The organism is Flavobacterium beibuense F44-8 (assembly GCF_000769915.1).
Taxonomy (GTDB): Bacteria; Bacteroidota; Bacteroidia; order Flavobacteriales; family Flavobacteriaceae; genus Flavobacterium; species Flavobacterium beibuense.
On record NZ_JRLV01000004.1, the window covers coordinates 182,676 to 205,729 of the forward strand.

Genomic DNA, 23,054 nt, shown 5'->3' on the forward strand with positions numbered 1-23,054 from the left:
ATTAAACTTCTAAATAATTAAATGATAATCGGTTCTTCTTCTGTATGAGGATCATGATCCTCAGCATGATGATGCTCCTGTACCGCCATACCAATAAATAGTGACGAAAGCATTGTAAAGATAAACGCCTGTAAGAACGCTACCAGTAATTCAATTACAGAGATAAACAATGTAAGACCTATAGAAATTGGCATATCTGCCGCTAGGTTTTGCCCCACAAATATCATTGCAATAAGACTCATAATTACAACGTGACCCGCTGTAATGTTTGCGAATAAACGAATTAACAATGCAAATGGCTTTGTAAGTGTACCTAATATCTCAATAGGCATTAATATAATTTTCATAGCTACAGGAACGTCCGGCATCCAGAAAATGTGTTTCCAGTAATCTTTGTTTGCACTAAATTGAGTAATGAAATAAGTAAATAATGCTAAACATACCGTTACAGAGATGTTACCCGTTACGTTAATACCTATAGGAGTCATACCTATAAGGTTAAGAATCCAGATAAAGAAAAATACAGTTAACAGGTAACCCATATATTTTCTGTATTTCTTTTCTCCGATATTAGGAATAGCAATTTCTTCTCTTACGAAAATGATAAGCGGCTCAAGTATTCTTCCGAATCCTGTAGGTATAGGTCCTTTTTTGTACGACTTAGCCATACTAACAAACATGAAGAACATTAAACCAGCTACAACCAGCATAGATAAAACATTCTTGGTAATAGAAAAATCAAGAGGTTTTTCGTTTGTTGGGTGATGATGCTCATCAAAATTTAAAGTACCCTGAGCATCTGTTTTGTATATTTTACCGTGGTGTAATGCATAGTAGTTACCATCTACCTCTGCAATCTCTTTACCGTGGTGGAATTTTGAAGATGAGAAAATTTTCAGTCCGTTATCGAAAAGGATAACCGGAAGCGGAAAACCATAGTGTTTACCTTCTGCTTTGTCAGAGAAGAAAACAAAATCATGAGCATCCTGTAAGTGATGGTCAATAAATGCAGCTACTTCGTCTTTTTTTGATGCTGGCTCATGCGATTCTGTCGCATGATGTTCAACTGCATGAGCAGCCTCCTGATTATGAGCCTGTAAGGAATCCTGTACAGAATTAGCCATGGCCATGAACGGAACTACAGCAAATAGGGTCGCTAACGCGATTTTAAGTGATTTTACGGAAAACACCATCTTATTAAAAATCTTAATTTTACGGTCCTTAAATTTTGTGCAAAGGTACATTTTTAATTAATATTCCAATGTTATTGGGCAAAAAAATTTACCGTAATTTCAGATTATAGGGTTTATTATTATTTTTTGTTTAATAAACGTGCTGTATAATAGGCCTCTATTGACAAAAACAAAATGAAAATCACAAAAAAATTGATTTTTTCAGGACTATTTCCCTCCACCCCATTAATGACCGGTGAACCAAAGGCATAAGCTATGGCGGCCTTTGCTGCGGTTAAAAAAAGGAATACGTACCCTAACTGTTCTTTACTTTTATGGGAAACAAATACCAGCACGGCAAGTATAGCTATAGAGCAGCCATAAAAAAACAGGTAGGTTACCGGTATTGGGTATACAAAATCTGAAACAGATACCCCTACACCCGGAATTATGTAGAATAGTGAATTTAAAACAAGTAGTATAACGGCAAACACCGTTAATAAAAGAAAGGCTGAAATATAGTCTTTTTTCATTATTTATTTAACTGGTTAACCTGCCTTATAACATTATACAAGGCAATTGCAACACCTATTAGTGTAAACAGCATAGTGTTTGGGTTTGAGGTATTGCCATATTTTTCGTCCAGCCAGTTACCAAACCAGCCAAACAAAAAAATAATTATCCCCATTTGTATGGGGATATTAATAAGTGCGATCCATTTGGTTCGGTTATTTCTATCCGGCCTGTTGCTGCTCATTTTTTTTAGACAATGGCTTTACCGAATTTTTCATGGTACAGGTTGCAGTAAATTCTGCTCCCGGCTCTACCGAAAGTTTATTTACGTTTACCTCTCCGGTAATTTGTGCCTTTGATTTTACGTTAAGTAGTTCGGCAACTTCAATTTTACCTTCAAAACGGCCTTCAATGTCGGCATTAGTACATTTAATGTCTCCTGTTACACTTCCGGATGGGCCAATTACTATTTTGCCCTGGCTTGTAAAGTTTCCTATTAATTCGCCGTCCAGGCGAAAGTCGGTTTTCGAAATGATATCCCCCTTAATTATTGTGCCCTCTACAATCCTATTCGTTTTACCTAAATCTGTGGTTGGTTTTTGAGATTTGTCAAACATGCTTATTCAATTGCTAAAAATTGTGTGAAATTCTTTTTGATTTGTATTACCTTATAATCTTCGCTCGATATTATATATGGTGTTTGGGTAATTTTGTATTCTTTGTAATCCTTTAATATACTCACGGCATCTACCGCAGCCTCTTTACTGTTAAGCCCGTGCATAACAATGAAGTCTTCGTTCATTGTATATACGTCCCTTGATATGGTTAAGCTCCTATTGTAGCTTTCCTCAATAAACTTTTTCAGTTTATCGTTTAATTCTTTTGCCTTAGGATCATCCTGGTTATTATCAAATTTGAATATTATTTTCCAGCTTACCGCAGGGCGACCAAAATCAATTTTCTCCAGCGTAGGAATATTTGTTTTAAGCATTGCTTCTGCCGATTTACCCTCTTCACTGTTAGGGTAGTTTAATGCCACATAGTTTAATGCATTTTTGTATTCTTCAAGGCCTTTAAGCCTTGCAACTATATTTGCCTTAAGAAGCTCAAATTTTGAAGCAGTCTCTTCCCCGGTATAAGTATCTATAGCTTCTTCAACTAACGGATATACTTCACGCAGTTTACCGTCTTCATATTGTTTGAACAGATTTGCATAAACCGCTTCCGGACTCTGATTGTTATTTTGTTCTGCACCCGGATTCCTTATAATCTCAGCATAACGACTGTCAGGATACTCGTTAAGTATTTGGTTTTTGTATAACTCTGCCCTCTCAGGGTTAATAATCTGGTATATTTTATACAGATTATATTTAGATGGCAGTATCAGCCTCTCTTCCGGTCTGTTGGTTAACAGTTTCTCCAGCTTATCGGCAGCTCTTTGGTATTCTTTAAACTTCTCCTTATATATAGTACCTAACTGATAGTATGCAAAGTTTCTTTCTTTCGCCAGGCTGTCCAGTACCACCTGTGAAGTTGGTAACTGCCCTATATAAAACTCAGGACTGTATCTTGGATTAAATTCATCTTCATTTGAAGCTACAGCGGTACTGTCATTAACCGTTTCTTCCTCTTCACTTCGTGAGCCACGCTGCTCTGCAGACCACCTCCAGTTATCAGCAAGTTTTCTGCCTCCCCATTTTCTCTGGAACTCAAGCTTACCATAAGAAACGATTGAATTATTATAGAAATAAAACGTTCCGCCACCAGATTGCTGTGTTTGTCCGGAAGCATTACTGTTACCTTTTGTTTTTGCCGCTACTTTTTGAGACATACTGCTATTACCTTGTTGCCCGTTAAATTTATTTTTGTCGGCAGCCGTATTAGTAGTACCCCCCATTGTGGTTAAACCATTATTCATTGGCATTCCCATAGACTGGGCATTTTGACCGCGGCTCATGTTCTCGGCGATTTGTGCTTCTCTTTCAAGTCTTTCTTTCTCTTTTTCGTCGGCCTCCTTAAGTTTTACTATATACTCTTTAAAATAAGCAATCCTTTGATCATCGGTCATAGCTGCCAAATTAAGAATACTGTCATTGGTTTGTGCTATACCTTCATACTTAATAACATCATCAAGGTTATCCCTTTTCTTTTTTATAGCCCTGTACTCTCTTGTTCTCTGATTAAGGAAAACCAAAGTACTGTCGTAATATTTACCGGCTGTAGGATATTTTGCATTCTCAAAATAAATCTCGGCAATATTCCTGTGGTTAGATGCTGCTAAATATTTATCCTTAGGATTTTGTCTTAATGACTTATTATAATACTCAACCGCTTTATCATCAAGATCCTGCTTATCGTAAAATAATCCTACCTGATGGTTAATCACATCCAGATAAGGCCTGTTCTCCCTGTCTTTTAAAAGTTTCCTGTACTTTTCCATAAAAACAAGTGTGTCCCCGTTTTTATAATCAAACTGAGCCGCCTGCCTTGCGTGCGCCTGTATAGTATACATTCTTGGTGATTTTCTTTTCATATCAATCACCGTTTGGAATTCTGCATAAGCACTATCAGGATATTCCAGACTTTCGTATAACTGACCTAATATAAAATGGTATCGGGCTTCTTCCTCTCTTTGCTTTGTAAATTCGGCTGCGTTTTTAAGTACAACAACAGCACTGTCTTTAGAGCCTGTAGCTATATATGCCTGAGCCAACATGGCATTTGCATCAGCAAAAATTTGTGGCTCTATCTTTTCTTTTTCGTCTAAAAGCTTTTTAAGGTTTTTTATAGCAATGGCTTCATTCTCTAACCTAAGGTTGGTTTTTTCCCTCCATACCTTGGCTTCAAATATTTTATCACTTGACGGATATTTATACAATATATAGTTAAAAGCCTCGAGTGCCGGTATAAACCTGTTTTCATAATACCTCGCCTTTCCTAATAAAAGGTGGGCTTCATCCATTTGCGGATTCCTTTCGGTACCGCCTATATACATGGAGTGTTTTTGGATTGCTTTTGTAGCTTTTTCCTCTGCCCTGTCAAAGTTTGGGTTGCTTTGTTTCTCTTCCTTCTCAGCCCCGGCTTTTCCTGCTGCCGGCTTTTGCTCCTCCTGTTGTTGTGCAACAGGCTGCATTCTTTCTACCGGTAAAAGCTCCCAAAAATTATCGCTATAGGTGGTTTTTAATTCCTCCACTCCATTAACAAGAGCAATGTTACCGTTATACAGCACATTATATTCGGTAGTGACCGCATGATAATTACGGTTAACAAAGCTGTCTTTTTTGGTAGAGCAGGCTATCAAAAAAGCAAAGGTTCCTGTTAGGAGTATATATTTATAAGTACTGGTTTTCAAGGCAAAACATGTTTTTATCCTTAACTTTTAAATTGATGTTTTAGTATTAAGGAGTCGTAAAAATACGTTTCTTTTTTTATTTTATGCAAAAAAATCCCCCGAAGCTTCGGGGGATTTATAATAAAGTTAAACAGCAAAAAAAGCTTCGAGCTCCTGGAGCGTTTCCTGCGATGTTTTAATATCTTTTACAATTTCGCCTTTGTGCAGTGCTACTATACGGTTACTTACTTCGGTAGTATGTGCAAGGTCGTGACTGGAAACAAGTACTGTGGTATTACCGTCTTCGGCCAGTTCCTTAATAATACGCTTCAGCCTTATTTGTGTTGTAGGGTCAAGGTTTGCAAAAGGTTCGTCCAGTATAACAACCTCAGGGTTTCCTATAAGAGCTGCAACAATACCTACTTTCTTTTGGTTTCCTTTTGAAAGATCCCTTAAGTACTTTTTTCTTTTAAGTATCTCTCCGTTAAAAAAGTCTTCATGCTTTTCTAAAAGAGCATCAACGTCGGCTTTATTCCATCCACGAAGCTCTCCTATAAAATAAAAGTACTCTTCGGGCGTAAGGTAACCTATTAAAAAGCTATCATCAATAAAGGCCGATGTAAAAGGTTTCCAGCCTTCACTCTCGTCTACCCTTATGTTATTTAATGTAATATTTCCCTGTGTAGGTCTTATCAAATCCAGTAATAAGCTGAAAAATGTGGTTTTACCTGCACCGTTGTTTCCTACCAGTCCGAAACTTTCCCCTTTTGGGATTTCAAGCTCCGGTATATTAAGTACTGTTGTATTGTTATATGTTTTTTGAAGATTACTTACTTTGATCATGATATATAATTTTTTGATTGGATGATTAGTTTACTTGTTTGTATGCCGCAAGCGTATCATACTTTTCCGATTTATACAGCTTAGCTATTTGGTTGAAAACAAAATTCCTGAATAAAAGACCTATTATTCCTGTACCGGCAATAAGAATGTAGGCTATGGTATCATTAAAAATGTAATGACCTACAGCATATAACGCTATTGGAATAATGAGTTTAGAGATCCCTAAAAGTATCATTTTAGGGTTAAAGGATTTTTTACCTCCCATTGCCTGCCTGGCTTTGGTTAAATCGACCGGAGTTTTTACAAAAGCTCCGCTTAAAAGTACCATATAAGCATTGATACCTATATTATAAACTGCGCAGGCAAGAATCATAAGGTATACATCGACACCAAAATAAAGATAAAAAGAAGCCAGTACTGTAGTTATAACCGTAGCAATTACCATAAGCCACCATTTTGAAGCTATATACTCCCTGTATGGTATGTTTTGGCTCATCATAAGCGGATAGTAAGAACTGTCCCAGCTTGGTACAAACTGCCCAAAAGTGAACATAAAACCACTGGTAAGCATTATGGCAGCAAACATTTTCCAGGTTGGTGTATTATATACCTCAATACTATTACTAAAAAACAATAGTCCGTAAAACAAAAATAATACACTCGATATTACCGTCATTTTTGCCCTTTTATTCCTAAGTATAAGTTTCAAATCATTTTTAAGGTAGGTACTCATGGAACCAAACTGATCCAGCCAAGCATAATTCTCAGTACGTGCTTCCTCTTCTTTGGTTTTCAAACCGGCATCCAGAAACATGTACTCATAAAAGAATTTAAATGTTGCTCTCCATACAATAACAAGCAGAGCTATAGGCAGCAACGCCATAAAATAAGTACTGTATAGTGAGGTAAAGAAAACTTCTGTATATGTTGTAATGTCAAAATAGCCATAATACTGTAAGCTTCCAAAGGTTGCCAGTAAAACAATGAAAACGGCAAAAAGCCAATTCTTACCCTCCAGTAATATGTTTAAAAAGTTATTACTGTATACCAGCGCCATAATAGCTACATGCCATAATACAACATTTACAGGGTTATATCCTTTTACTAACAGTACAATTGAAAAAGGAACAAAAAAGAAAGCATGTATTATATTGAAAAAAGTAGCCATACTTTTCCCTATGATAAAGTTTACTATGGTTTTCTTTTTAATATTGAGGGTTAATAGTGGTTTTATATTACTAACCGGAATATTTTGAAAAACAATCCTAATCCCTAAATCTACAATTATATAGTAAATAAGGTATTTGTTTACCCAAAGCATTGGGTCACTAGCTCCTGCTTTTTTTAGTATTGAAAAGGCTCCTGTTCCCAGTAATAGGAGAAAGAAAGCCATCATTATGGCATATAGTAAAACGATTATCTTAACAACAAGATTGGTACTAAAAGCTGCCGATCTGGTAAATGCTTTCCATTCGAGCTTTATAAATTTTTTAAACATCGTATTTCGGTTTGGTTTACCCGATTAGTAGTATAAAATGTAAAAACGTTACAATTTACTATTGCTTTAACACCTTATACTCAGGATATGTTTGCTTTAAATGCACTTCTGCCCTGTTTATTATTACATATAAAATTATGTATTGATATATAGCAAACAGCACCACTCCCGCTGCCAGTATCCATTGTCCTACTGCCGAATATTCTTTATCATACACGCACTCTATTACCTGATAGGGTATGAATATAAATACGGGTATACTACCACAACGGAATATTATTTCTTCAAGCATCCAGCGATAGCCTGTTTGTTTTACTTTTCTCCTGTACCTATGGTTAAGCACAAAAAAACGAAACAGACTGAAAATCAATATTGAAAATAATAGTACAGGGGCTATAACCGCATGAATATGCTGTATTGATTTTGCTACGAGTACTGTTAATGCAATAGTGAGTAGTATTTTAGGCAATTTGAAGTATTCCCTAAAATAAGTCCAAAGTAATTTTCGATATTTTTTGGTCAATGCCAGCTGTCTTTTTTCAACAACATCCATGAAACCGAAAACACCAAACTTTTTAAACTCCTGCTTCAGGGCATCATCAAACGACAGATCCGGTTGTTGTTGCCATTTCTCCTCAATGGCATTCGCCAGGTGATCTACCAGTTCGGTTTGCAGGTCGTAGTATTCTACAAAATGCTTACGGGTAAAAGCATAAAGCTGCTCTACTTCTTCATCAGATATTCTTTTTATCTTATCATCCTTCATATCTCAGTTTATATTTTTTCATCAATTGCCTTGACGTAACTATTGTCATAACAACAATAGAGACTATAACACATTGATATATAATAAAATAAAAATCATCTCCTTTTTCTTTAGGAACTTTAAAAGTATTTATCCCAAAAATCATTATCCCGTTTATTATAAAACTAACCACCTCCATCAACTTATGTGTACCCGACCAAAGTTTCTCCTTTTTTGTACGTTTATGATAAATATTAAACCCTGATATTACCAGTATTAAAACAAAATATGTTAGATAAAAAACGTAAACTAATTTTTCAAAATTCATATGATTAAGCCCTAATAATGATAATCCGAACAAACTCCCTGTAATAAGTAAACCTTTAACACTTAACAAATTACCAAACAGTAGTTTAATGGCTTTGTTTCTGGCAATTTTTGAAAATTTATTGTTAGACTCTAAAAGCTCTTTTTTATGTAAAACCATATAAGCCTTAAACTCATCATAAAAATCTCCTTCCTTTTCTTCAAGAACTGTTGCTACATGGTCAGTCATTTCATAACGTATGTCCAAATATTTTATCCCCGAATTCTCAAGATATTGGTCTATAAATTTTATTTGATTGTCTGTTACCTGCATGTTTAAAATTGTAAATCGGGATTTATTTTTGGGTTAACCAGTGTTTGCATGTTCTTTATAAACTCTTCCAGTTCCGCCAGTCGGTTTACCGTTTCTTTTTGCCCATCTTCTGTTAGTTTGTAGTATTTGCGGAGTCTGTTACCCACTTTCTCTACCTCAACATCCAGCAAGCCTTCGCCCTCCAGTTTGTGCAGTGCCGGGTATAGAGCACCTTCGGTAATATTAAGTTCACCTTTGGTTATACTCTTTACCTTTTGGGTAATCTCATAACCATACATGCGCCCGTTTTCTTCCAGCAGTTTCATAATAATGGTGGTAAGGCTGCCTTTATATAATTGGGAGTTTTTCATTTTAAGAATTTTGTACAGCAAAAATACATAAAATTCTTATGCATAATAGTTTTATGTATTTTTTATTTGTTTAATGTTGTTTTATACCGTTAAAGGATTGCTTATTTTTGCATTGAAAAACACAAAATATGTCAACATTTCACTCACTTACAATAAAGGATATAAGGAGAGAAACACCTAATGCGGTTTCTATTGCCTTTGAGATTCCGGAAAATCTGAAAAACGAATATAAATTTATTGCCGGTCAGTATATTAACATTAAAAGTATATACAACGGTGAAGAATACCGCAAGGCTTACTCTATATGCTCAAGCCCTAACAGTAACGAGCTAAGGGTTGCCATAAAAGCGGTTAAAAACGGAGGCTTTTCTGTATTTGCTAATGAGCAGCTTGCTGTTGGCGATACTGTTGAAGTAGGTATTCCTGAAGGTAAATTTACTTTTGAACCTAAAACTGACCGCCAGAGAAACTATGCAGCCTTTGCGGCAGGTAGCGGTATTACACCGGTACTTTCCATCATACATTCGGTATTGGAAAATGAACCTGAAAGTACGTTTGTACTGGTATATGGTAACAAAACACCGGAAGACACTATTTTCCACCAATACCTGCACGACCTGCAACAAAAATATGTAGGCCGTTTGTTTATCCAAATGGTATACAGCCAGGCAAGGGCAGAAGATTCTCTTTTCGGACGAATAGAACGTTCTACCGTAAACTTTGTGCTTAAAAACAAACACAAGGAAAAAGAATTCTCTAAGTTTTACCTGTGCGGACCGGAAGAAATGATTAAAACGGTAAGCGAGGTACTGAAAGAAAATAATGTTCCTGAAAAGAGCATCAAATTTGAGCTGTTTACCACTCCGGTTGAAGAGAACAAAATTGATGAAAGCCTGGAAGGACAGACCAAAATCACCGTTTTGGTAGATGATGAGGAGACTACTTTTGTAATGTCTCAAAAAATGACCATTCTTGATGCAGCATTAAAAGAAGGAGTAGACGCTCCTTACTCCTGCCAAGGGGGTATTTGCAGTAGCTGTATGGCAAGAATTACAGGTGGTACTGCAGAAATGAGAAAAAACGCCATACTTACAGATGGTGAAATAGCCGAAGGACTCATACTTACCTGCCAGGCACACCCAACCTCTCCGGAAATTCATATAGATTATGACGATATTTAATTAACAGTCTCAAACCCATAAAAAAAAGGATGCTTAGGCATCCTTTTTTAGTATATGGTTAATCTGGTTTATTACTGTTTCAGGGGGTATAGTCCGCATGGCATCCTCATAGCCTTCTACTTTTTTATTACCGTAAATGGATGTTGGCAGTAACGGATATTTCTCCCTGTCGGAAACCAACAGGTTTTCCTGTGGCTGATGGTAAGGAGCGAAACCAGCGTAAGGGTGTGTAGCTCCCCATAGTGTTACGGTTGCCACTCCCTGCATGACTGCCATGTGGGCATTACCGCTGTCCATACTGAGCATAACATCAAGGTTACTAATAAGTTGTAGTTCCTGTTGTAACTTTAATTTTCCTGCAACCACTACAACGTTGCTAATATTATTAGCAAAATAATTTAGTACTTCTATCTCTTTTGCTCCTCCGCCAAAAAGGAACAGTTTATACGATTTATTTTCGGCTAAACCGTTTATAACTTCCTGCATTAAATCCTGCGGATATACCTTACCTTCATGCTGGGCAAAAGGTGCTATACCTATCCACTGTCCTGATTTTTCTCCTGTTACTGTTAGTACATCGGGTGTCAGTTCGTGTTTCTCAGGGAAAACAGGTACACTAATATCTATAGGAAAACCAAGTTGGGCAAACGTTTGTGCATGCCTTTCCACAATTGGGGTAAGCTGTTTGAATATTTTGTTTTCGGCACGGGTTAAGGCTTTTTTCTCTTGCCTTGCCTTATCAGTAGTAGCCGTTTTTATTCCGCTAAAGGTAAATAGTTTGGTTACTATTTTAGAGCGAAGTACGTTGTGTAAATCGGCAACAGCATCAATATTCAGTTTTTTAAGTTCGCGATATAGTTTTAGCAGTCCGCCAAAACCTTTATGCCTGCCTTTTACATCGGCTTCATAAAAACCTACATTAGGAATACCCTCAAAAAAAGGTTTGAAAAAGCCTCTGGACAATACTGTGAATTTAACCTCAGGGTATTGTAAAGCTAAGGCTCTCAGCACCGGTACCGTCATAGCGACATCACCCATTGCAGAGAGCCTTATTACAAGTATATGTTTTATACCCGCCATATTGTGCAGGTTTTACTTTTTGTTTTGGTATAAAACAGGGTTTAATTCTTCGTCGTTGTACATTTTCATTTGTTTGTACACTTTCATGAATTTATCTCCGCTTTCAATATCTGCTAAAAGCTCATCAATAGCGGTAGAAAGATCTGTTTTTTGTTCTAAAAGAACATTAAGTTTCTCCTGACATTTTGCAATGTGCTCCGGCGAAGCGTCTGTACGGTTCACCTCTTCCTGCATGTGGTATATTTTAAGGGCAAGGATAGAAAGCCTGTCTATAGCCCATGCCGGACTCTCAGAGTTTGTTTTAGCATTATCTTTTACTGTAACATCCTGATATTTATTTAAAAAGTAGCTGTCAATATATTCTACCATATCAGTTCTGTCCTGGTTAGAGGCATCAATCCTTCTCTTTAATGCAAGTGCCGCTACAGGGTCAATTTGCGGATCACGAATAATATCCTCAAGGTGCCATTGTACAGTGTCAATCCAGTTTTTGGCATATAGTAAATGCTCTATCTGATCCTTACTGTAAGGATTGTTAACAGGCTGGTCAACATTATCAAATTTGTGATAATCGTTTATACTTTGCTTAAAAATGGGAAATGCTATTTTAGAAAACATAGGGTTAAAATTTTATTTTACAAATATAGTTTTAATACTTTTATCCTGCTAATACTAATTTACAGCACTATGCATATTCACTACCTTTCACAAAACAACAGTATATTAAACCATTTTTTGGCGCAAATACGCGATGTAAAAGTTCAAAAAGACACTATGCGTTTTAGGAAGAATATAGAGCGTGTAGGAGAGATTATGGCTTATGAAATAAGTAAAACACTTGAATATGCTCCTGTTAGTATTACCACACCCCTTGGAAAAAAGGAAACCGAATTTGTAAAAAAACCTGTGGTAGTTTGCTCCATATTGAGAGCAGGGCTTACCCTTCATAACGGACTACTCAATTTTTTTGATGACGCAGATAGCGGATTTGTATCAGCTTATCGTTATCACCCTAATAATGACGATGAGTTTGTTATACAAACCCAGTATCAGGCTGTGCCAAACCTTACAGGGAAAACGCTACTACTCGCCGACCCAATGCTGGCTACAGGTCTCTCACTGGAAGCTGTATTTAAAAAACTTATGGCAACAAATAAGCCCGAAGAAATTCATATTGCAGTAGTAATCGCAGCACCAGAGGGCATAGCCCATTTACAGGAAACCCTGCCGGATAATGTACATTTATGGGTTGCCGATAAAGATGAATATCTTAACTCTCACAAGTATATTGTTCCCGGGCTGGGAGATGCCGGAGATCTTGCTTATGGAGAGCGTTTATAACTGGGCTAAAAATAACCCTATCGATATTAATACAATCAGTATTAGTATACTCTCCCTTATCCACTTTACCTTTTGGCTTTCTATAAAGTTAGCTCCCATTATGGCCAGTGGCGCAAAAGTAAACGCCAGGAAACTATTGTTTTTATTGGCCGAAAGTACATATATACTTACCCCTATTAAGAAAGAGAAAATCACTTTTTTATAAGAGGAATGCAGGTTAATGGGTTTTCCCGAAAGCATAGCAACCTGTGCCACAACAAAAAACACCGCTATTGATGAAAACAGGGCAAGGGCTATATTTTGGTAAATATTTTCAAAATACGTAAAGTCGAAACTGGTTTGCATATCGGCATACAGGTCATAAAACAAATCATTACCAAACAGTAATACCGTTAAAACGTAAAGTGTAGTTGCCGAAAAAAAGGCTATAAAAGGTATTATCCAGTTACGATAATCTCTTGAAACATGGAAAACTATCGAAATAAATACCAGTAGTATATAAATTATACACCAAAAATGAAAAAAACTTGCCACAAATATCCAAAAGGAGGCATCAAAGATTTTTTCCTTAGGAGTAATGAGTGACTGTAGTGATATAAGCCTCCTTAAAGCCAACAGCAAAAAGAAGTTTGCCACTATGATTTTTGTGTTTACCAGTATAGTAGGAAAGAGCACTAAAAACATGGTAAATAAGAACATAGCATAGGTGTTATCCCTGCTTAATGAGTTCTTTCTGGTAATAAAATTTACAAGGAAAACCGAAAAGGCCAAAAGCAAATATAACCCCACTTTTTGTAGTATGAGCGAGAAATATTCTACCCAGTAAGTATCTTTAAACAGGTATAAAAAATAAAATAAAGTTATTAGTACACCTATTAAAGCATAATTTATCGGCTTTGATTTATTAAAAACACTTGCCAGCATGTGAATATTTTATACTTTTGTGATTGTAAATATAATACTTGTTTAAAGATGAGAGCATTTTTTGAAGGAATAGATTATCTGTTTGTACACATACTATTTGCACCGCTTGACTTTATTAGAGCCCTAGAGCTTGAAAACTGGTGGGTAGCAAACATTATTACCTGGATTTTTATCCTTATCTGCTGCGGGGCAACCTGGTACTGGATTCAGCAACTGAAAATTTTCAAAGCGAATCACGAAGATGACCAGGATACCACAGCACACTCTTTCTTATCATAGATCGAAACCTATATCTTTTCTAAAATATATCTTATCAAAATTTAGCTTGTCTATATTTTGATAAGATTTTTTTATGGCTTCATTAAAGTCAGCACCATATGAGGTAACGGCAATTACACGTCCGCCATTAGTCACCACGTTTCCGTTATCATCTTTTGTTCCCGCGTGGAAAACAAGAGAATCTTCTACCTTATCAAGTCCTGTTATAACTTTACCTTTTTCATAATCTTCAGGGTATCCGCCCGAAACCAGCATAATTGTAGCAGCACTTCTTTCATCAATTTCAAAAGCAGTTTCTGCAAGCGTACCATTATGTAGTGCTTTGAAAGCTTCAACAAGATCTGATTTTACCCTTGGCATTACTACCTCAGTTTCCGGGTCACCCATTCTTACATTATATTCAATAACATAAGGATCGTTACCTACTTTTATAAGACCAATGAAAACAAAACCTTTGTAATCAATCTTTTCGTTTTTAAATCCTTGTATAGTTGGCTTAACAATACGTGTTTCTATTTTCTCAAGGAATTCGGCATCTGCAAACGGCACCGGTGAAACAGCTCCCATACCGCCTGTATTAAGGCCTGTATCGCCTTCTCCAATACGTTTGTAGTCTTTAGCCATTGGTAATAGCTTATAACTCTCTCCGTCTGTTAAAACGAAACAGCTAAGCTCTATACCGTCAAGAAACTCTTCAATAACTACCTTAGTACTCGCCTGACCGAATTTTGCATCTACAAGCATGTTTCTAAGTTCCTGTTGTGCTTCTGCAAGGTCGTTTATAATAAGTACACCTTTACCTGCTGCAAGTCCGTCTGCTTTAAGTACGTATGGTGCCTTTAATGTAGTAAGGAATTCACACCCCTGCTCTACGGTTTCTTTTGTAAAACTCTCGTAAGCTGCTGTAGGAATGTTGTTTTTTACAAGGAACTTTTTAGCAAACTCCTTACTTCCCTCAAGCTGTGCAGCATACTTTGACGGACCGATAACCGGAACGTTGCTAAGCTCACTGTCGTTTTTAAAATAATCATATACACCTTTTACCAGTGGGTCTTCCGGACCTACTACCACCATACCGATGTTTTCCTGCTGTACCAGTTTTTTTACAGCTTCAAAATCAGTCGGGTTTATGTTTACATTATTTGCAATGGCCGATGTACCTGCGTTACCAGGTGCAACAAATAATTTAGAACACTGCGGGCTTTGCAGCATTTTCCAGGCCAGCGCGTGCTCTCTACCTCCAGATCCCAGTAATAAAATATTCATATGTTATTGCTTAATTATTATGATAAACACTAATAGGCTTTTTCTTCACCCTGAAAAATGTTTACCACCGTTTGTACTATAATTTTTAAATCCAGTAAAAGCGACCAGTTCTCAATATAAAAAACATCATACTTAATTCTGTTTATCATATCTTCATCGGTGCTTATTTCCCCTCTGTAACCCTTTACCTGTGCAAGGCCTGTAATACCCGGCTTTACATAAAGCCTTATAAGGTATTTTTTTATACGCTTGCTGTACAGGTTGTTTTGTGACCATAGGTGTGGCCTTGGCCCCACTACACTCATTTCCCCAATAAGTACATTTAGGAACTGCGGCATTTCGTCAATACTCGTTTTCCTCATAAAACGTCCTATACGGGTAACCCTTGGGTCATTTTTTATAACCGACTCTTCTGTCGTTTTGTTCAGCTTCATAGACCTGAACTTATAACAAAAGAATTCTTTTTCATTTATACCCGGTCTTCCCTGTTTAAAAAATACAGGACCCGGTGATTCCAGCTTTATTATAAGTGCCAGTATAGGTGTTAGCCATGTTAGCACAAAAACTATAACGAATAGCGAGAAGGCAATATCAAATAACCTTTTGGCTACTTTTGCCACCGGTTCATGTAGCGGTGTTTTTCTTAACGACAGTACCGGGAAAAACTCATAGTAATCTACCCTTAGGTTTTTGGTAAATATCTCCTTGGTATCAGGGATAAACTTTACAACTTTGTCATTAATATCGGCAAACTCTACCAGTCTTTTAATCTGGTAATTGGTAATTTCATTAAGCGAGCAGTAAATCTCGTCTATGTTATTATCTATCGCAAAGGCTTCTACTTCAGCTATTTTTCCTTTTACTTCATCGTTATGCTTCCTGTCGGAAAAGAATCCAAGAAACCTATATCCATACTCGCCCTTTTGTTCAAAAAGCTCTTTTAACCTTAAAGCATCGGGCGTGTAACCAATTATTACTGCCTTGCGGTAATTACTACCCGTAACCACCCTGTATCTCTTTAAGTAATAAAACAATACAAATTTAAACAGTATTATGATTATAAATGCAGCAATAAGATATTTTGCTATAGCCTGACCGCTAAATATGGCTTGTTTTGAAAACGGAAAAAAGGCAATTACCACCAGCAGGAACACTATACCCTGCCTTACAATTTTTACAATTATATCGGTTAGGCTGGTAAATCGGTAAATTTCATAAAAGCCAAATATATAGGCTATTATAAACCATGTAGCCAGCTGATAAACTCCAAAATAAAACTGGTTAATGCCCAGTTCCCAAAAGAAATAAGGGAACAACAGGGTTAGGACCAATACATCAAATGCTATATTTATTGGTCTTATATATTTTGAATATCTCCTTTTTCCGGATGAAGTCATTAATTAGTATATATATCCTGAAAAATCTTTGTGTTCTTCCTTAAGCAGTTCGTCGTGTGTTAACGATTTAAAGTATTCGTAGGTTATTTTCATACCTTCGGCACGATCTACTTTAGGCTCCCATCCCAAAATTTCTCTTGCACGGGTTATATCCGGTTGTCTTTGTAAAGGATCATTAATTGGTAACGGCTTATAAATAACCTTTTGTGTTGTACCTGTAAGTTTAATTATCTCTTCGGCAAAATCCTTAATGGTAATCTCGTCCGGGTTACCAATGTTAACCGGATATACATAATCAGAATGTAATAGTCTGAAAATACCTTCTACCTGATCATCTACATAACAAAACGACCTGGTTTGCATACCGTCTCCAAAAACAGTTAGGTCTTCACCTCTTAGCGCCTGACCGATAAATGCCGGAATTACCCTTCCGTCGTTTAACCTCATCCTTGGTCCATAGGTATTAAATATCCTTACAATCCTTGTTTCAACACCGTGAAACGTATGGTAAGCCATGGTTATGGATTCCTGAAAACGTTTTGCTTCATCATATACACCTCTTGGCCCTATGGTGTTTACATTACCATAGTAATCCTCATTTTGCGGATGTACTAACGGATCACCATAAACCTCAGACGTTGATGCGATAAGTATTCTTGCCTTTTTAACCCTTGCCAATCCTAAAAGATTATGTGTTCCTAATGATCCAACCTTAAGTGTTTGGATAGGTATTTTTAAATAATCAATAGGGCTTGCCGGTGATGCGAAGTGCAGGATATAATCCAGCTTATCGGGTACGTTTACAAACTTGGTTACATCATGGTGATAGAACTCAAAGTTAGGAAGTTTAAAAAGATGTTCTATGTTTTTAAGATGACCGGTAATAAGATTATCCATACCAATTACATAATAGCCTTCCTTAATAAACCTGTCACATAGATGAGATCCTAAAAAACCGGCTGCTCCTGTAATAAGTATTCTTTTCATCTTTAACTTCTTTCTTTTTCTATAATACTGGAATACAATTCTTTATTAAACAGGCAATACAAAACGATAAAGAAAATAACACCTCTTTGCCTCCATAAAAAAGATTCGGTCAAAAATAAGGCTATCATTAGAAATGCGAAAGCAATATGAACAAAATCTTTATTGCTGAAACCGTTTTTAAGGTTAATACCTAACATTACTATTAAAACTAAAAAACCTATAAGGCCCAAATCGGCAAAAACCTCAATATACTGGTTATGAAAGTTAAGGCTGTTATACCCCCTGTGGGTTTCGTCACCTTTGTATACATTATGCTCCTCTCCCTTTTCCTTAATTCTGTTAAGAGAGGCATTAAGTCCGTAACCGGTAAGCAAAACAGGATCTTCACTCATCATTTCGGTAAAAATCCTTATTTGGTAAACCCTGAAGGAAGTTCCGTTAAAATAATCGTTTTGAGTAAAGGTATCTTTCTTCCAGGCTTCCTGTATACTAATGGCATTGGTGCCCGATTCCCTTACGGTCATTTCTGTTCCCGGTTCCAGTTCTGATTTTATTCTTTCTCCTATTTTCGTGTAATATCCCGCTATGACTACTAATGTCGCAAAGGCAACTCCTATTGTCCACTTGGCTTTTTTGGTAATTCCCGACCAAAAAAGCACATAAATCAGAATAAGAAAAATATCGGCCAGAAGTATATTTTTTGACGACAAAAGGAAAACCATTATAAACAGTAATCCAAATGCCATATAGTCAATTCTCTTCTTATATTTTTTTACAAGGAAATAAAACAGCGCTACCGACAGGAATACCGAGACATATATGGCATTTACGTCTTTAGTTACCAGTTCGTGATAAAAAAACACCGAAGCATCTCCCGTGCTGAAATATTTACTAAAAGCTCTTATTATATAAAACAGGGCATATACAACCATGCCCCAGCTGTAAAACTTTACAATATCTTTTTGCTGTTTGGGCCATAGTCTTGTAAAAGCAAATACTACCGGTATTACCAGTAACGGAATTTCTTTGGAAAGCGCCTTTAGTGTACATTTAAATTCAACAGACCATATAAGGGAAGTGCACATAATAAGGAACAACAATACAGGCAAGGCAAGACTAAGGCTGAAATTAAAATGCCCTTTTTTTGCCGTAAGCAGGGTATAAACCACCAGTAATATGGTTGCTATACTACTAAATGCATAATTTAAAGGGATAGCAAGCAGTATGGTAACTACCAGAAAAACCAGCATTTTAGGACTTGCTGAAGGTCGTTTATTTTTTGGCAAGGCATTTTTCGAAGAAGTGAAGATAGTCCCCATTAATTTTTTCCCAATTAAACTCGTCTATTATTGCTTTATAGTTGTTTTCGATGGCCTGCAAATTATCACTTTTTTTTAACGTATTAACAATATTTGCGACTTCTTGTGGATTTGAGAAATAAAAAGCATTGTTTTTAAGAACTCCTTTATTAAAATCGTTGTTGTTTGCTATTATAAAAGCCTTTGATGCCATAGCTTCTAAAAGTGACGGATTAGTACCGCCAACTGAGTGCCCGTGAAAGTAAAGATTAGAGTAATACCTTAAGTTATCCAGGTGGTTTATATTGTATATACCTCCCATAAAACGGATATGGCTGTGAGCTTCAAACTTGTTTTTTAAATAGGCTCCATATTTTGTTTCATGCTTACCAATAACCAGTATTGGGGTTTTGTTTCCGCTTTGTACCACACCCTCAAGTACCATATCGATGTTATTTTCGGGTTCAAAACGGGCCATCACCATATTATAATTGCCTTTCTCTACACCATACTCTTTAATCACCCCTTCATCAGGGTTTTCAAAAGGATATGCGCCATAGGCAATATATTCTGACTCTTTGTTGTATCGGTTTTTTAGTGATTTCTGTATACCCAGGGAATCGGCTACTAAATAATCACTGCTTATAGCTGCCAGTCTTTCGGCAAACTTAAGGAACTGCCTTACCGGTGCCGAATATTTGGAACGTTTCCATTCCAAACCATCCATATTGCTGATTATAACCGATTTTTTAGGTAACAGGAAAAACCATATGGAACTACTGGTATACCCCAGCTGAAGAATAATATCAAAATCCCTTTTGCGGGAATCCATTATACAGTTGTAGTCATATATAAACTGACCGAAAGTACCCATTTTATACTCCGGATCATGTTTATGGATAATGTGTGCTCCCTTAAACATTTTTTCCTGATACGGGTGATTGTGAGAATTATATACATATACCTCATGCCCTTTATCGGCCAGATATGCCGAAAAGTATTCTGCAAACTGTTCAAACCCCCCATAGTAATTGGGAACACCTCTTGTACCTAGTATGGCTACTTTCATTATCACTTTTTAAGGTTGGCAAATATAAGCCTTTCCGTTACGCTTTTCTAATTGTTTAGCTTTCAGCTTCCAATACGCTATTGATCCCGTTAAGGTAGTTTTGAAGCGAAAACTGCTGTTTAGCCCTGTTATAACCGCTTTCTCCAAATTCTTTTCGCAGTTGCGGGTTATCCATAAGTTTGATAAGTGCATCTGCAAGGGCTTTATCATCTAACGGGTCTACCAGATAACCTGTTTCGTTATTCAGTACTATTTCTTTTAATCCGCCAAGGTTTGAGGCTATAAGCGGTTTTTTTGCCAGCATGGCCTCGAGTCCTACCAAACCAAAAGATTCTGCCTCTGTCGAAGGCATAAGGGCAATATCTGTAACATCCCAAATTTGCTTCAGGTTCTTTGTAAACGGCAGTATTGTTACCTTGTTTTCCAGCCCCTCGTATTTAATAATATCCCTTAGCTCTGTTTCATAATATTCCTGGCCCGGTACTGGAGAGCCCACAAAAAACAACTTAGCGTTACTTGTTTTTAAATATTTAGCAAATGCCGATACCGTCCATTTATGACCTTTTAAACGGCTTATTCTTCCTACAAGTGTAATCACGATATCTTCCTGAGTGAAACCGAAATCGGCTTTTGCAGCCACATTACTGACCCTTTGTGATTCATCCAGACCGTTGTATACCACAACCGTTTTAGATTGCAGCGCTGGAACCCTTTGTAATAAATTATCTCTGGTGGCAAATGAATTACAAATTACCTTATGTGCCGTTTTGTTTAAAAGTCTTGGATAGGCTTCAGCAAAAATTTTAGGATGGGCTATAATTTCATGTACATGCCATACATGTTTTATTTTTCTTTTACGGGCATAGAACATACCTAATAAAACAGCCAGCGTATTAGAATAAATCAGGTCAAACCTATACTCACCATTTAATTTATCTAAAAGGTTAACCCCTTTTTTTATGTCCTTAAAAAAACGATACAGGTTTTTTGGGGTGAACATTTTACGATAAACTTTTAATACCGGAGCTGTTACAACCTTAATATTTTCTTTTTCAAGTTCCTGCTTTAAAGGGCCTTCACCGGGAAGTACAACAACCGGATAAAAATTTGCCTTATCCATACTTTTAAGCAGCAGGAGAAGCATTTTATCTGAGCCATATAATTCGGCCGACTGATGTATTACCAAAATGTTTTTCATTACACGTGGTTTGTCATTGCCCTAGCTATATTTTCTCTATATCTCACCAGAAATCCAAAAATTACAGCCTTGGTATCAACAGTAAAGTAAAAGCCCATAAATACCCAATATGAAACTATTAAATACACTCCCGTACCTACTATTAAAAAATTAATATTTGTTATTATCGGGCTGTCAAAAGGCTTGTTTTTGTAGAGTAGAAAAATGGATATAAATAATAATATTAATCCAACCAATCCTGATTTTAAGAAAACTGTTGTAAATCCGTTATGTAAAAACGGGATAAAACGCATATAACTACTTTGTAGCCACATTTTTTTCTTTAAGTCTGTTGTTGAGCCCAGGCCTTTCCCGAAAGCAACTGTAGCAGGACCTTTATCTGTTACCTGCTTATAAGTCATTATCGTTTCATAAGAGCGGTAGTTATCATTTAGATCTTTCCAGTCGTATTTGTTTACGTGGGTTTTAAACGCTTCTTTAGGAGCATTTTTAATTTTATAGAAAAAAGCCTCTATACCTCTGGTTCTGCTGGGATTTGAATAATATATAGCCGTATAGCCTCCTCCTAATATAAGTACTGAAAATACAAGTATGGTTATTGAACGTTTGTTTGCAACAAAATACCCTTTCATTGCTATGTACAAAACTACAAACTGTATAAAGTTACTCCTTGCCAGATAAAGAATTGTAGAAAATATTAATAACGGAAGAAACAATTTAACCCTCTTGTCTGATATTTCTAAACCAAGCTGTTTCCTAAAAATTAATATTATAATAGTATATACTTCAAAATCGCTAAAATACCCTGTATGCATACGAAGTGTAGGCATATCTCTTATATGTAAAAATGTAAAAGCATAAGCCAGGTTAAACATATGAAAAACAGCAATAACTACGCCTGTTTTTACTATTATAATAAAAGGGTTATCAAAATAATCTTTACATATCTGGTATCCTATTAACAACCCTAGTATGGGTTTAAGCATATAAGCAAAATCTCTTACAAAAGGATAAGGTTCCGGAAAATCAAAAAAGCTAACTATTAGAGCAATTATGAGTATCCCTGTAAAACAGGCAAGCTGCTTTACCATAGTAAAACTGTATTTTTTTCTTAAGGTTATTAAAGCAGTTAGGCTCCATATAAAAAAGGTCGCCTCATATACATTAAAATAAGGCACAACAATACAAGCCATAAATAATAACTCATAAATACGCTGTTTCTTTATCTTAAGTCCCATATACTATTCTATATTCTTAATAATTTTTGCCGGTACTCCACCAATCACGCAATTATCCGGAAAAACACCATTTACAACAGCTCCCGCTGCTACTACACAATGATTGCCAACCACACACCCATCTAAAAAAGTAACCTTAGCTCCTACCCATACATTGTTGCCTATTTTAATACCTTTTGAGGTAACGCCCTGCTCTCTTATCAGTTTTGTTGTATTGGCAAAATTGTGGTTTTCGGAATGAAAACTTACATAAGATCCCATTATAACATCATTGCCTATTTCGATTCCTCCCGCAGCACCAAATTCAGTAAAACGCCCCATGGCCGAATTATTCCCTATTGTTAATCCCTTACCATATTTAGAGGGATGACTGGTACAGCGAATAAGCGAATAAGCACCAATACTGCTTCCGTTTCCTATAGAAAGCCTCTCACTGGCATATCCGTCTATTTTTGTATTATGGGCAATGGTTACATTATTACCAAAATCAATATTCCTTTTATTGGTAATAGTACAACCTGGGCCTATGTATACCTTTTTGCCCAGTTTTAAATAACCTCTTATGAGCATTGTTATTCTTTGGGATAATATCTTTCGGAAAAAACCATCGGGTATGGCAGGATCTACGGTGTAGTTTTTACCCGATTTGTGCAAAAGCTTCTGAAATAGTTTTTTCGTCATTCCTAATGCTGATATGGTCTCAA

General features: G+C 36.4%; 24 protein-coding genes. 3 read left to right on the forward strand and 21 right to left on the reverse strand.

The annotated features are described in order from the left end of the window. Positions 1-17: 17 nt before the first annotated feature. The 10 genes from atpB to Q763_RS04515 form a co-directional block, all read right to left on the reverse strand. Complete coding sequence (gene atpB / locus Q763_RS04470; protein WP_035131826.1) at positions 18-1,193, reverse strand: F0F1 ATP synthase subunit A; 1,176 nt, start codon at positions 1,191-1,193, stop codon at positions 18-20. A gap of 119 nt (positions 1,194-1,312) precedes the next feature. Next, positions 1,313-1,705 carry a hypothetical protein gene (locus Q763_RS17345; RefSeq protein WP_052123219.1) on the reverse strand — a complete coding sequence of 131 codons (393 nt, stop codon included), beginning with the start codon at positions 1,703-1,705 and terminating at the stop codon, positions 1,313-1,315. Next, entirely contained in the window at positions 1,705-1,929 is a 225-nt protein-coding gene (locus Q763_RS04480; RefSeq protein WP_035131640.1) for an AtpZ/AtpI family protein, read from the reverse strand. The genes Q763_RS17345 and Q763_RS04480 overlap by 1 nt, the downstream gene beginning before the upstream one ends. Then, on the reverse strand, positions 1,907-2,302 hold the full coding sequence (locus Q763_RS04485; protein ID WP_035131642.1) for a bactofilin family protein: 396 nt from the start codon (positions 2,300-2,302) through the stop codon (positions 1,907-1,909). The genes Q763_RS04480 and Q763_RS04485 overlap by 23 nt, the downstream gene beginning before the upstream one ends. A 2-nt stretch (positions 2,303-2,304) precedes the next feature. Then, a complete protein-coding gene (gene porW / locus Q763_RS04490) occupies positions 2,305-5,037 on the reverse strand; it encodes a type IX secretion system periplasmic lipoprotein PorW/SprE (RefSeq protein WP_052123220.1) in 2,733 nt (910 codons plus the stop codon). Positions 5,038-5,163: 126 nt separating this feature from the next. Then, positions 5,164-5,859 (reverse strand): ABC transporter ATP-binding protein, encoded by a 696-nt coding sequence (locus Q763_RS04495; protein ID WP_035131644.1) that lies wholly within the window; start codon positions 5,857-5,859, stop codon positions 5,164-5,166. Positions 5,860-5,884: 25 nt separating this feature from the next. Beyond that, positions 5,885-7,357, reverse strand: a complete 1,473-nt coding sequence (locus Q763_RS04500) for a DUF5687 family protein (RefSeq protein WP_035131646.1) — start codon at positions 7,355-7,357, stop codon at positions 5,885-5,887. A 58-nt stretch (positions 7,358-7,415) separates the two neighbouring features. Then, positions 7,416-8,123, reverse strand: a complete 708-nt coding sequence (locus Q763_RS04505; RefSeq protein WP_035131648.1) for a hypothetical protein — start codon at positions 8,121-8,123, stop codon at positions 7,416-7,418. Further along, on the reverse strand, positions 8,113-8,742 hold the full coding sequence (locus Q763_RS04510) for a hypothetical protein (protein ID WP_035131650.1): 630 nt from the start codon (positions 8,740-8,742) through the stop codon (positions 8,113-8,115). The genes Q763_RS04505 and Q763_RS04510 overlap by 11 nt, the downstream gene beginning before the upstream one ends. A gap of 2 nt (positions 8,743-8,744) precedes the next feature. Then, the gene (locus tag Q763_RS04515; RefSeq protein WP_035131652.1) at positions 8,745-9,092 is read right to left on the reverse strand and encodes a PadR family transcriptional regulator; all 348 of its coding nucleotides are present in this window, start codon (positions 9,090-9,092) and stop codon (positions 8,745-8,747) included. A 128-nt stretch (positions 9,093-9,220) separates the two neighbouring features. Here Q763_RS04515 and Q763_RS04520 point away from each other — a divergent pair, with 128 nt between their 5' ends. Continuing rightward, the gene (locus tag Q763_RS04520) at positions 9,221-10,273 is read left to right on the forward strand and encodes a ferredoxin--NADP reductase (RefSeq protein WP_035131654.1); all 1,053 of its coding nucleotides are present in this window, start codon (positions 9,221-9,223) and stop codon (positions 10,271-10,273) included. Between the two features lie 33 nt (positions 10,274-10,306). On the opposite strand, the gene Q763_RS04525 is transcribed toward Q763_RS04520, so the two are convergent. Both Q763_RS04525 and Q763_RS04530 read right to left on the reverse strand, forming a co-directional pair. After that, positions 10,307-11,353 carry a glycosyltransferase family 9 protein gene (locus tag Q763_RS04525; protein ID WP_035131656.1) on the reverse strand — a complete coding sequence of 349 codons (1,047 nt, stop codon included), beginning with the start codon at positions 11,351-11,353 and terminating at the stop codon, positions 10,307-10,309. Between the two features lie 12 nt (positions 11,354-11,365). After that, on the reverse strand, positions 11,366-11,971 hold the full coding sequence (locus tag Q763_RS04530; protein ID WP_035131658.1) for a DUF4254 domain-containing protein: 606 nt from the start codon (positions 11,969-11,971) through the stop codon (positions 11,366-11,368). A 69-nt stretch (positions 11,972-12,040) separates the two neighbouring features. Here Q763_RS04530 and upp point away from each other — a divergent pair, with 69 nt between their 5' ends. Next, positions 12,041-12,694 (forward strand): uracil phosphoribosyltransferase, encoded by a 654-nt coding sequence (gene upp / locus Q763_RS04535; RefSeq protein ID WP_035131660.1) that lies wholly within the window; start codon positions 12,041-12,043, stop codon positions 12,692-12,694. Here the strand turns inward: upp and Q763_RS04540 are convergent. Beyond that, on the reverse strand, positions 12,689-13,618 hold the full coding sequence (locus Q763_RS04540; protein WP_035131662.1) for a DUF6427 family protein: 930 nt from the start codon (positions 13,616-13,618) through the stop codon (positions 12,689-12,691). The genes upp and Q763_RS04540 overlap by 6 nt on opposite strands. Positions 13,619-13,666: 48 nt before the next feature. On the opposite strand from Q763_RS04540, the gene Q763_RS04545 reads away from it, so the two are divergent. Beyond that, the gene (locus Q763_RS04545) at positions 13,667-13,897 is read left to right on the forward strand and encodes a DUF6341 family protein (RefSeq protein ID WP_035131664.1); all 231 of its coding nucleotides are present in this window, start codon (positions 13,667-13,669) and stop codon (positions 13,895-13,897) included. Here the strand turns inward: Q763_RS04545 and purD are convergent. Genes purD through Q763_RS04585 form a run of 8 tightly spaced genes read right to left on the reverse strand, consistent with a single transcriptional unit; the run spans position 13,892 to position 23,031 of the window. Further along, entirely contained in the window at positions 13,892-15,163 is a 1,272-nt protein-coding gene (gene purD, locus Q763_RS04550) for a phosphoribosylamine--glycine ligase (RefSeq protein WP_035131666.1), read from the reverse strand. The two genes, Q763_RS04545 and purD, sit on opposite strands and share 6 nt — an antisense overlap. Before the next feature lie 29 nt (positions 15,164-15,192). After that, a complete protein-coding gene (locus Q763_RS04555; protein ID WP_035131668.1) occupies positions 15,193-16,560 on the reverse strand; it encodes an undecaprenyl-phosphate glucose phosphotransferase in 1,368 nt (455 codons plus the stop codon). Positions 16,561-16,563: 3 nt separating this feature from the next. Further along, complete coding sequence (locus Q763_RS04560; RefSeq protein ID WP_035131670.1) at positions 16,564-17,547, reverse strand: UDP-glucuronic acid decarboxylase family protein; 984 nt, start codon at positions 17,545-17,547, stop codon at positions 16,564-16,566. 2 nt (positions 17,548-17,549) lie between these two features. After that, entirely contained in the window at positions 17,550-18,866 is a 1,317-nt protein-coding gene (locus Q763_RS04565) for an O-antigen ligase family protein (protein ID WP_084596004.1), read from the reverse strand. Then, positions 18,820-19,914 carry a DUF1972 domain-containing protein gene (locus tag Q763_RS04570; protein ID WP_035131674.1) on the reverse strand — a complete coding sequence of 365 codons (1,095 nt, stop codon included), beginning with the start codon at positions 19,912-19,914 and terminating at the stop codon, positions 18,820-18,822. Before Q763_RS04570 ends, Q763_RS04565 begins: the two co-directional genes overlap by 47 nt. 55 nt (positions 19,915-19,969) lie before the next feature. Continuing rightward, positions 19,970-21,112, reverse strand: a complete 1,143-nt coding sequence (locus tag Q763_RS04575) for a glycosyltransferase family 4 protein (protein WP_035131676.1) — start codon at positions 21,110-21,112, stop codon at positions 19,970-19,972. After that, positions 21,112-22,350, reverse strand: a complete 1,239-nt coding sequence (locus Q763_RS04580) for a hypothetical protein (protein WP_035131678.1) — start codon at positions 22,348-22,350, stop codon at positions 21,112-21,114. Before Q763_RS04580 ends, Q763_RS04575 begins: the two co-directional genes overlap by 1 nt. A gap of 3 nt (positions 22,351-22,353) precedes the next feature. Continuing rightward, positions 22,354-23,031 carry an acyltransferase gene (locus Q763_RS04585; RefSeq protein ID WP_035131680.1) on the reverse strand — a complete coding sequence of 226 codons (678 nt, stop codon included), beginning with the start codon at positions 23,029-23,031 and terminating at the stop codon, positions 22,354-22,356. Positions 23,032-23,054: the final 23 nt, after the last annotated feature.

Coding starts and splice junctions, on each gene's coding strand:
- atpB (WP_035131826.1), bottom strand. CDS start 1,193: ATGGTGTTTTCCGTAAAATCACTTAAAATCGCGTTAGCGACCCTATTT.
- Q763_RS17345 (WP_052123219.1), bottom strand. CDS start 1,705: ATGAAAAAAGACTATATTTCAGCCTTTCTTTTATTAACGGTGTTTGCC.
- Q763_RS04480 (WP_035131640.1), bottom strand. CDS start 1,929: ATGAGCAGCAACAGGCCGGATAGAAATAACCGAACCAAATGGATCGCA.
- Q763_RS04485 (WP_035131642.1), bottom strand. CDS start 2,302: ATGTTTGACAAATCTCAAAAACCAACCACAGATTTAGGTAAAACGAAT.
- Q763_RS04495 (WP_035131644.1), bottom strand. CDS start 5,859: ATGATCAAAGTAAGTAATCTTCAAAAAACATATAACAATACAACAGTA.
- Q763_RS04500 (WP_035131646.1), bottom strand. CDS start 7,357: ATGTTTAAAAAATTTATAAAGCTCGAATGGAAAGCATTTACCAGATCG.
- Q763_RS04505 (WP_035131648.1), bottom strand. CDS start 8,123: ATGAAGGATGATAAGATAAAAAGAATATCTGATGAAGAAGTAGAGCAG.
- Q763_RS04510 (WP_035131650.1), bottom strand. CDS start 8,742: ATGCAGGTAACAGACAATCAAATAAAATTTATAGACCAATATCTTGAG.
- Q763_RS04515 (WP_035131652.1), bottom strand. CDS start 9,092: ATGAAAAACTCCCAATTATATAAAGGCAGCCTTACCACCATTATTATG.
- Q763_RS04520 (WP_035131654.1), top strand. CDS start 9,221: ATGTCAACATTTCACTCACTTACAATAAAGGATATAAGGAGAGAAACA.
- Q763_RS04525 (WP_035131656.1), bottom strand. CDS start 11,353: ATGGCGGGTATAAAACATATACTTGTAATAAGGCTCTCTGCAATGGGT.
- Q763_RS04530 (WP_035131658.1), bottom strand. CDS start 11,971: ATGTTTTCTAAAATAGCATTTCCCATTTTTAAGCAAAGTATAAACGAT.
- upp (WP_035131660.1), top strand. CDS start 12,041: ATGCATATTCACTACCTTTCACAAAACAACAGTATATTAAACCATTTT.
- Q763_RS04540 (WP_035131662.1), bottom strand. CDS start 13,618: ATGCTGGCAAGTGTTTTTAATAAATCAAAGCCGATAAATTATGCTTTA.
- Q763_RS04545 (WP_035131664.1), top strand. CDS start 13,667: ATGAGAGCATTTTTTGAAGGAATAGATTATCTGTTTGTACACATACTA.
- purD (WP_035131666.1), bottom strand. CDS start 15,163: ATGAATATTTTATTACTGGGATCTGGAGGTAGAGAGCACGCGCTGGCC.
- Q763_RS04555 (WP_035131668.1), bottom strand. CDS start 16,560: ATGACTTCATCCGGAAAAAGGAGATATTCAAAATATATAAGACCAATA.
- Q763_RS04560 (WP_035131670.1), bottom strand. CDS start 17,547: ATGAAAAGAATACTTATTACAGGAGCAGCCGGTTTTTTAGGATCTCAT.
- Q763_RS04565 (WP_084596004.1), bottom strand. CDS start 18,866: ATGGGGACTATCTTCACTTCTTCGAAAAATGCCTTGCCAAAAAATAAA.
- Q763_RS04570 (WP_035131674.1), bottom strand. CDS start 19,914: ATGAAAGTAGCCATACTAGGTACAAGAGGTGTTCCCAATTACTATGGG.
- Q763_RS04575 (WP_035131676.1), bottom strand. CDS start 21,112: ATGAAAAACATTTTGGTAATACATCAGTCGGCCGAATTATATGGCTCA.
- Q763_RS04580 (WP_035131678.1), bottom strand. CDS start 22,350: ATGGGACTTAAGATAAAGAAACAGCGTATTTATGAGTTATTATTTATG.
- Q763_RS04585 (WP_035131680.1), bottom strand. CDS start 23,031: ATGACGAAAAAACTATTTCAGAAGCTTTTGCACAAATCGGGTAAAAAC.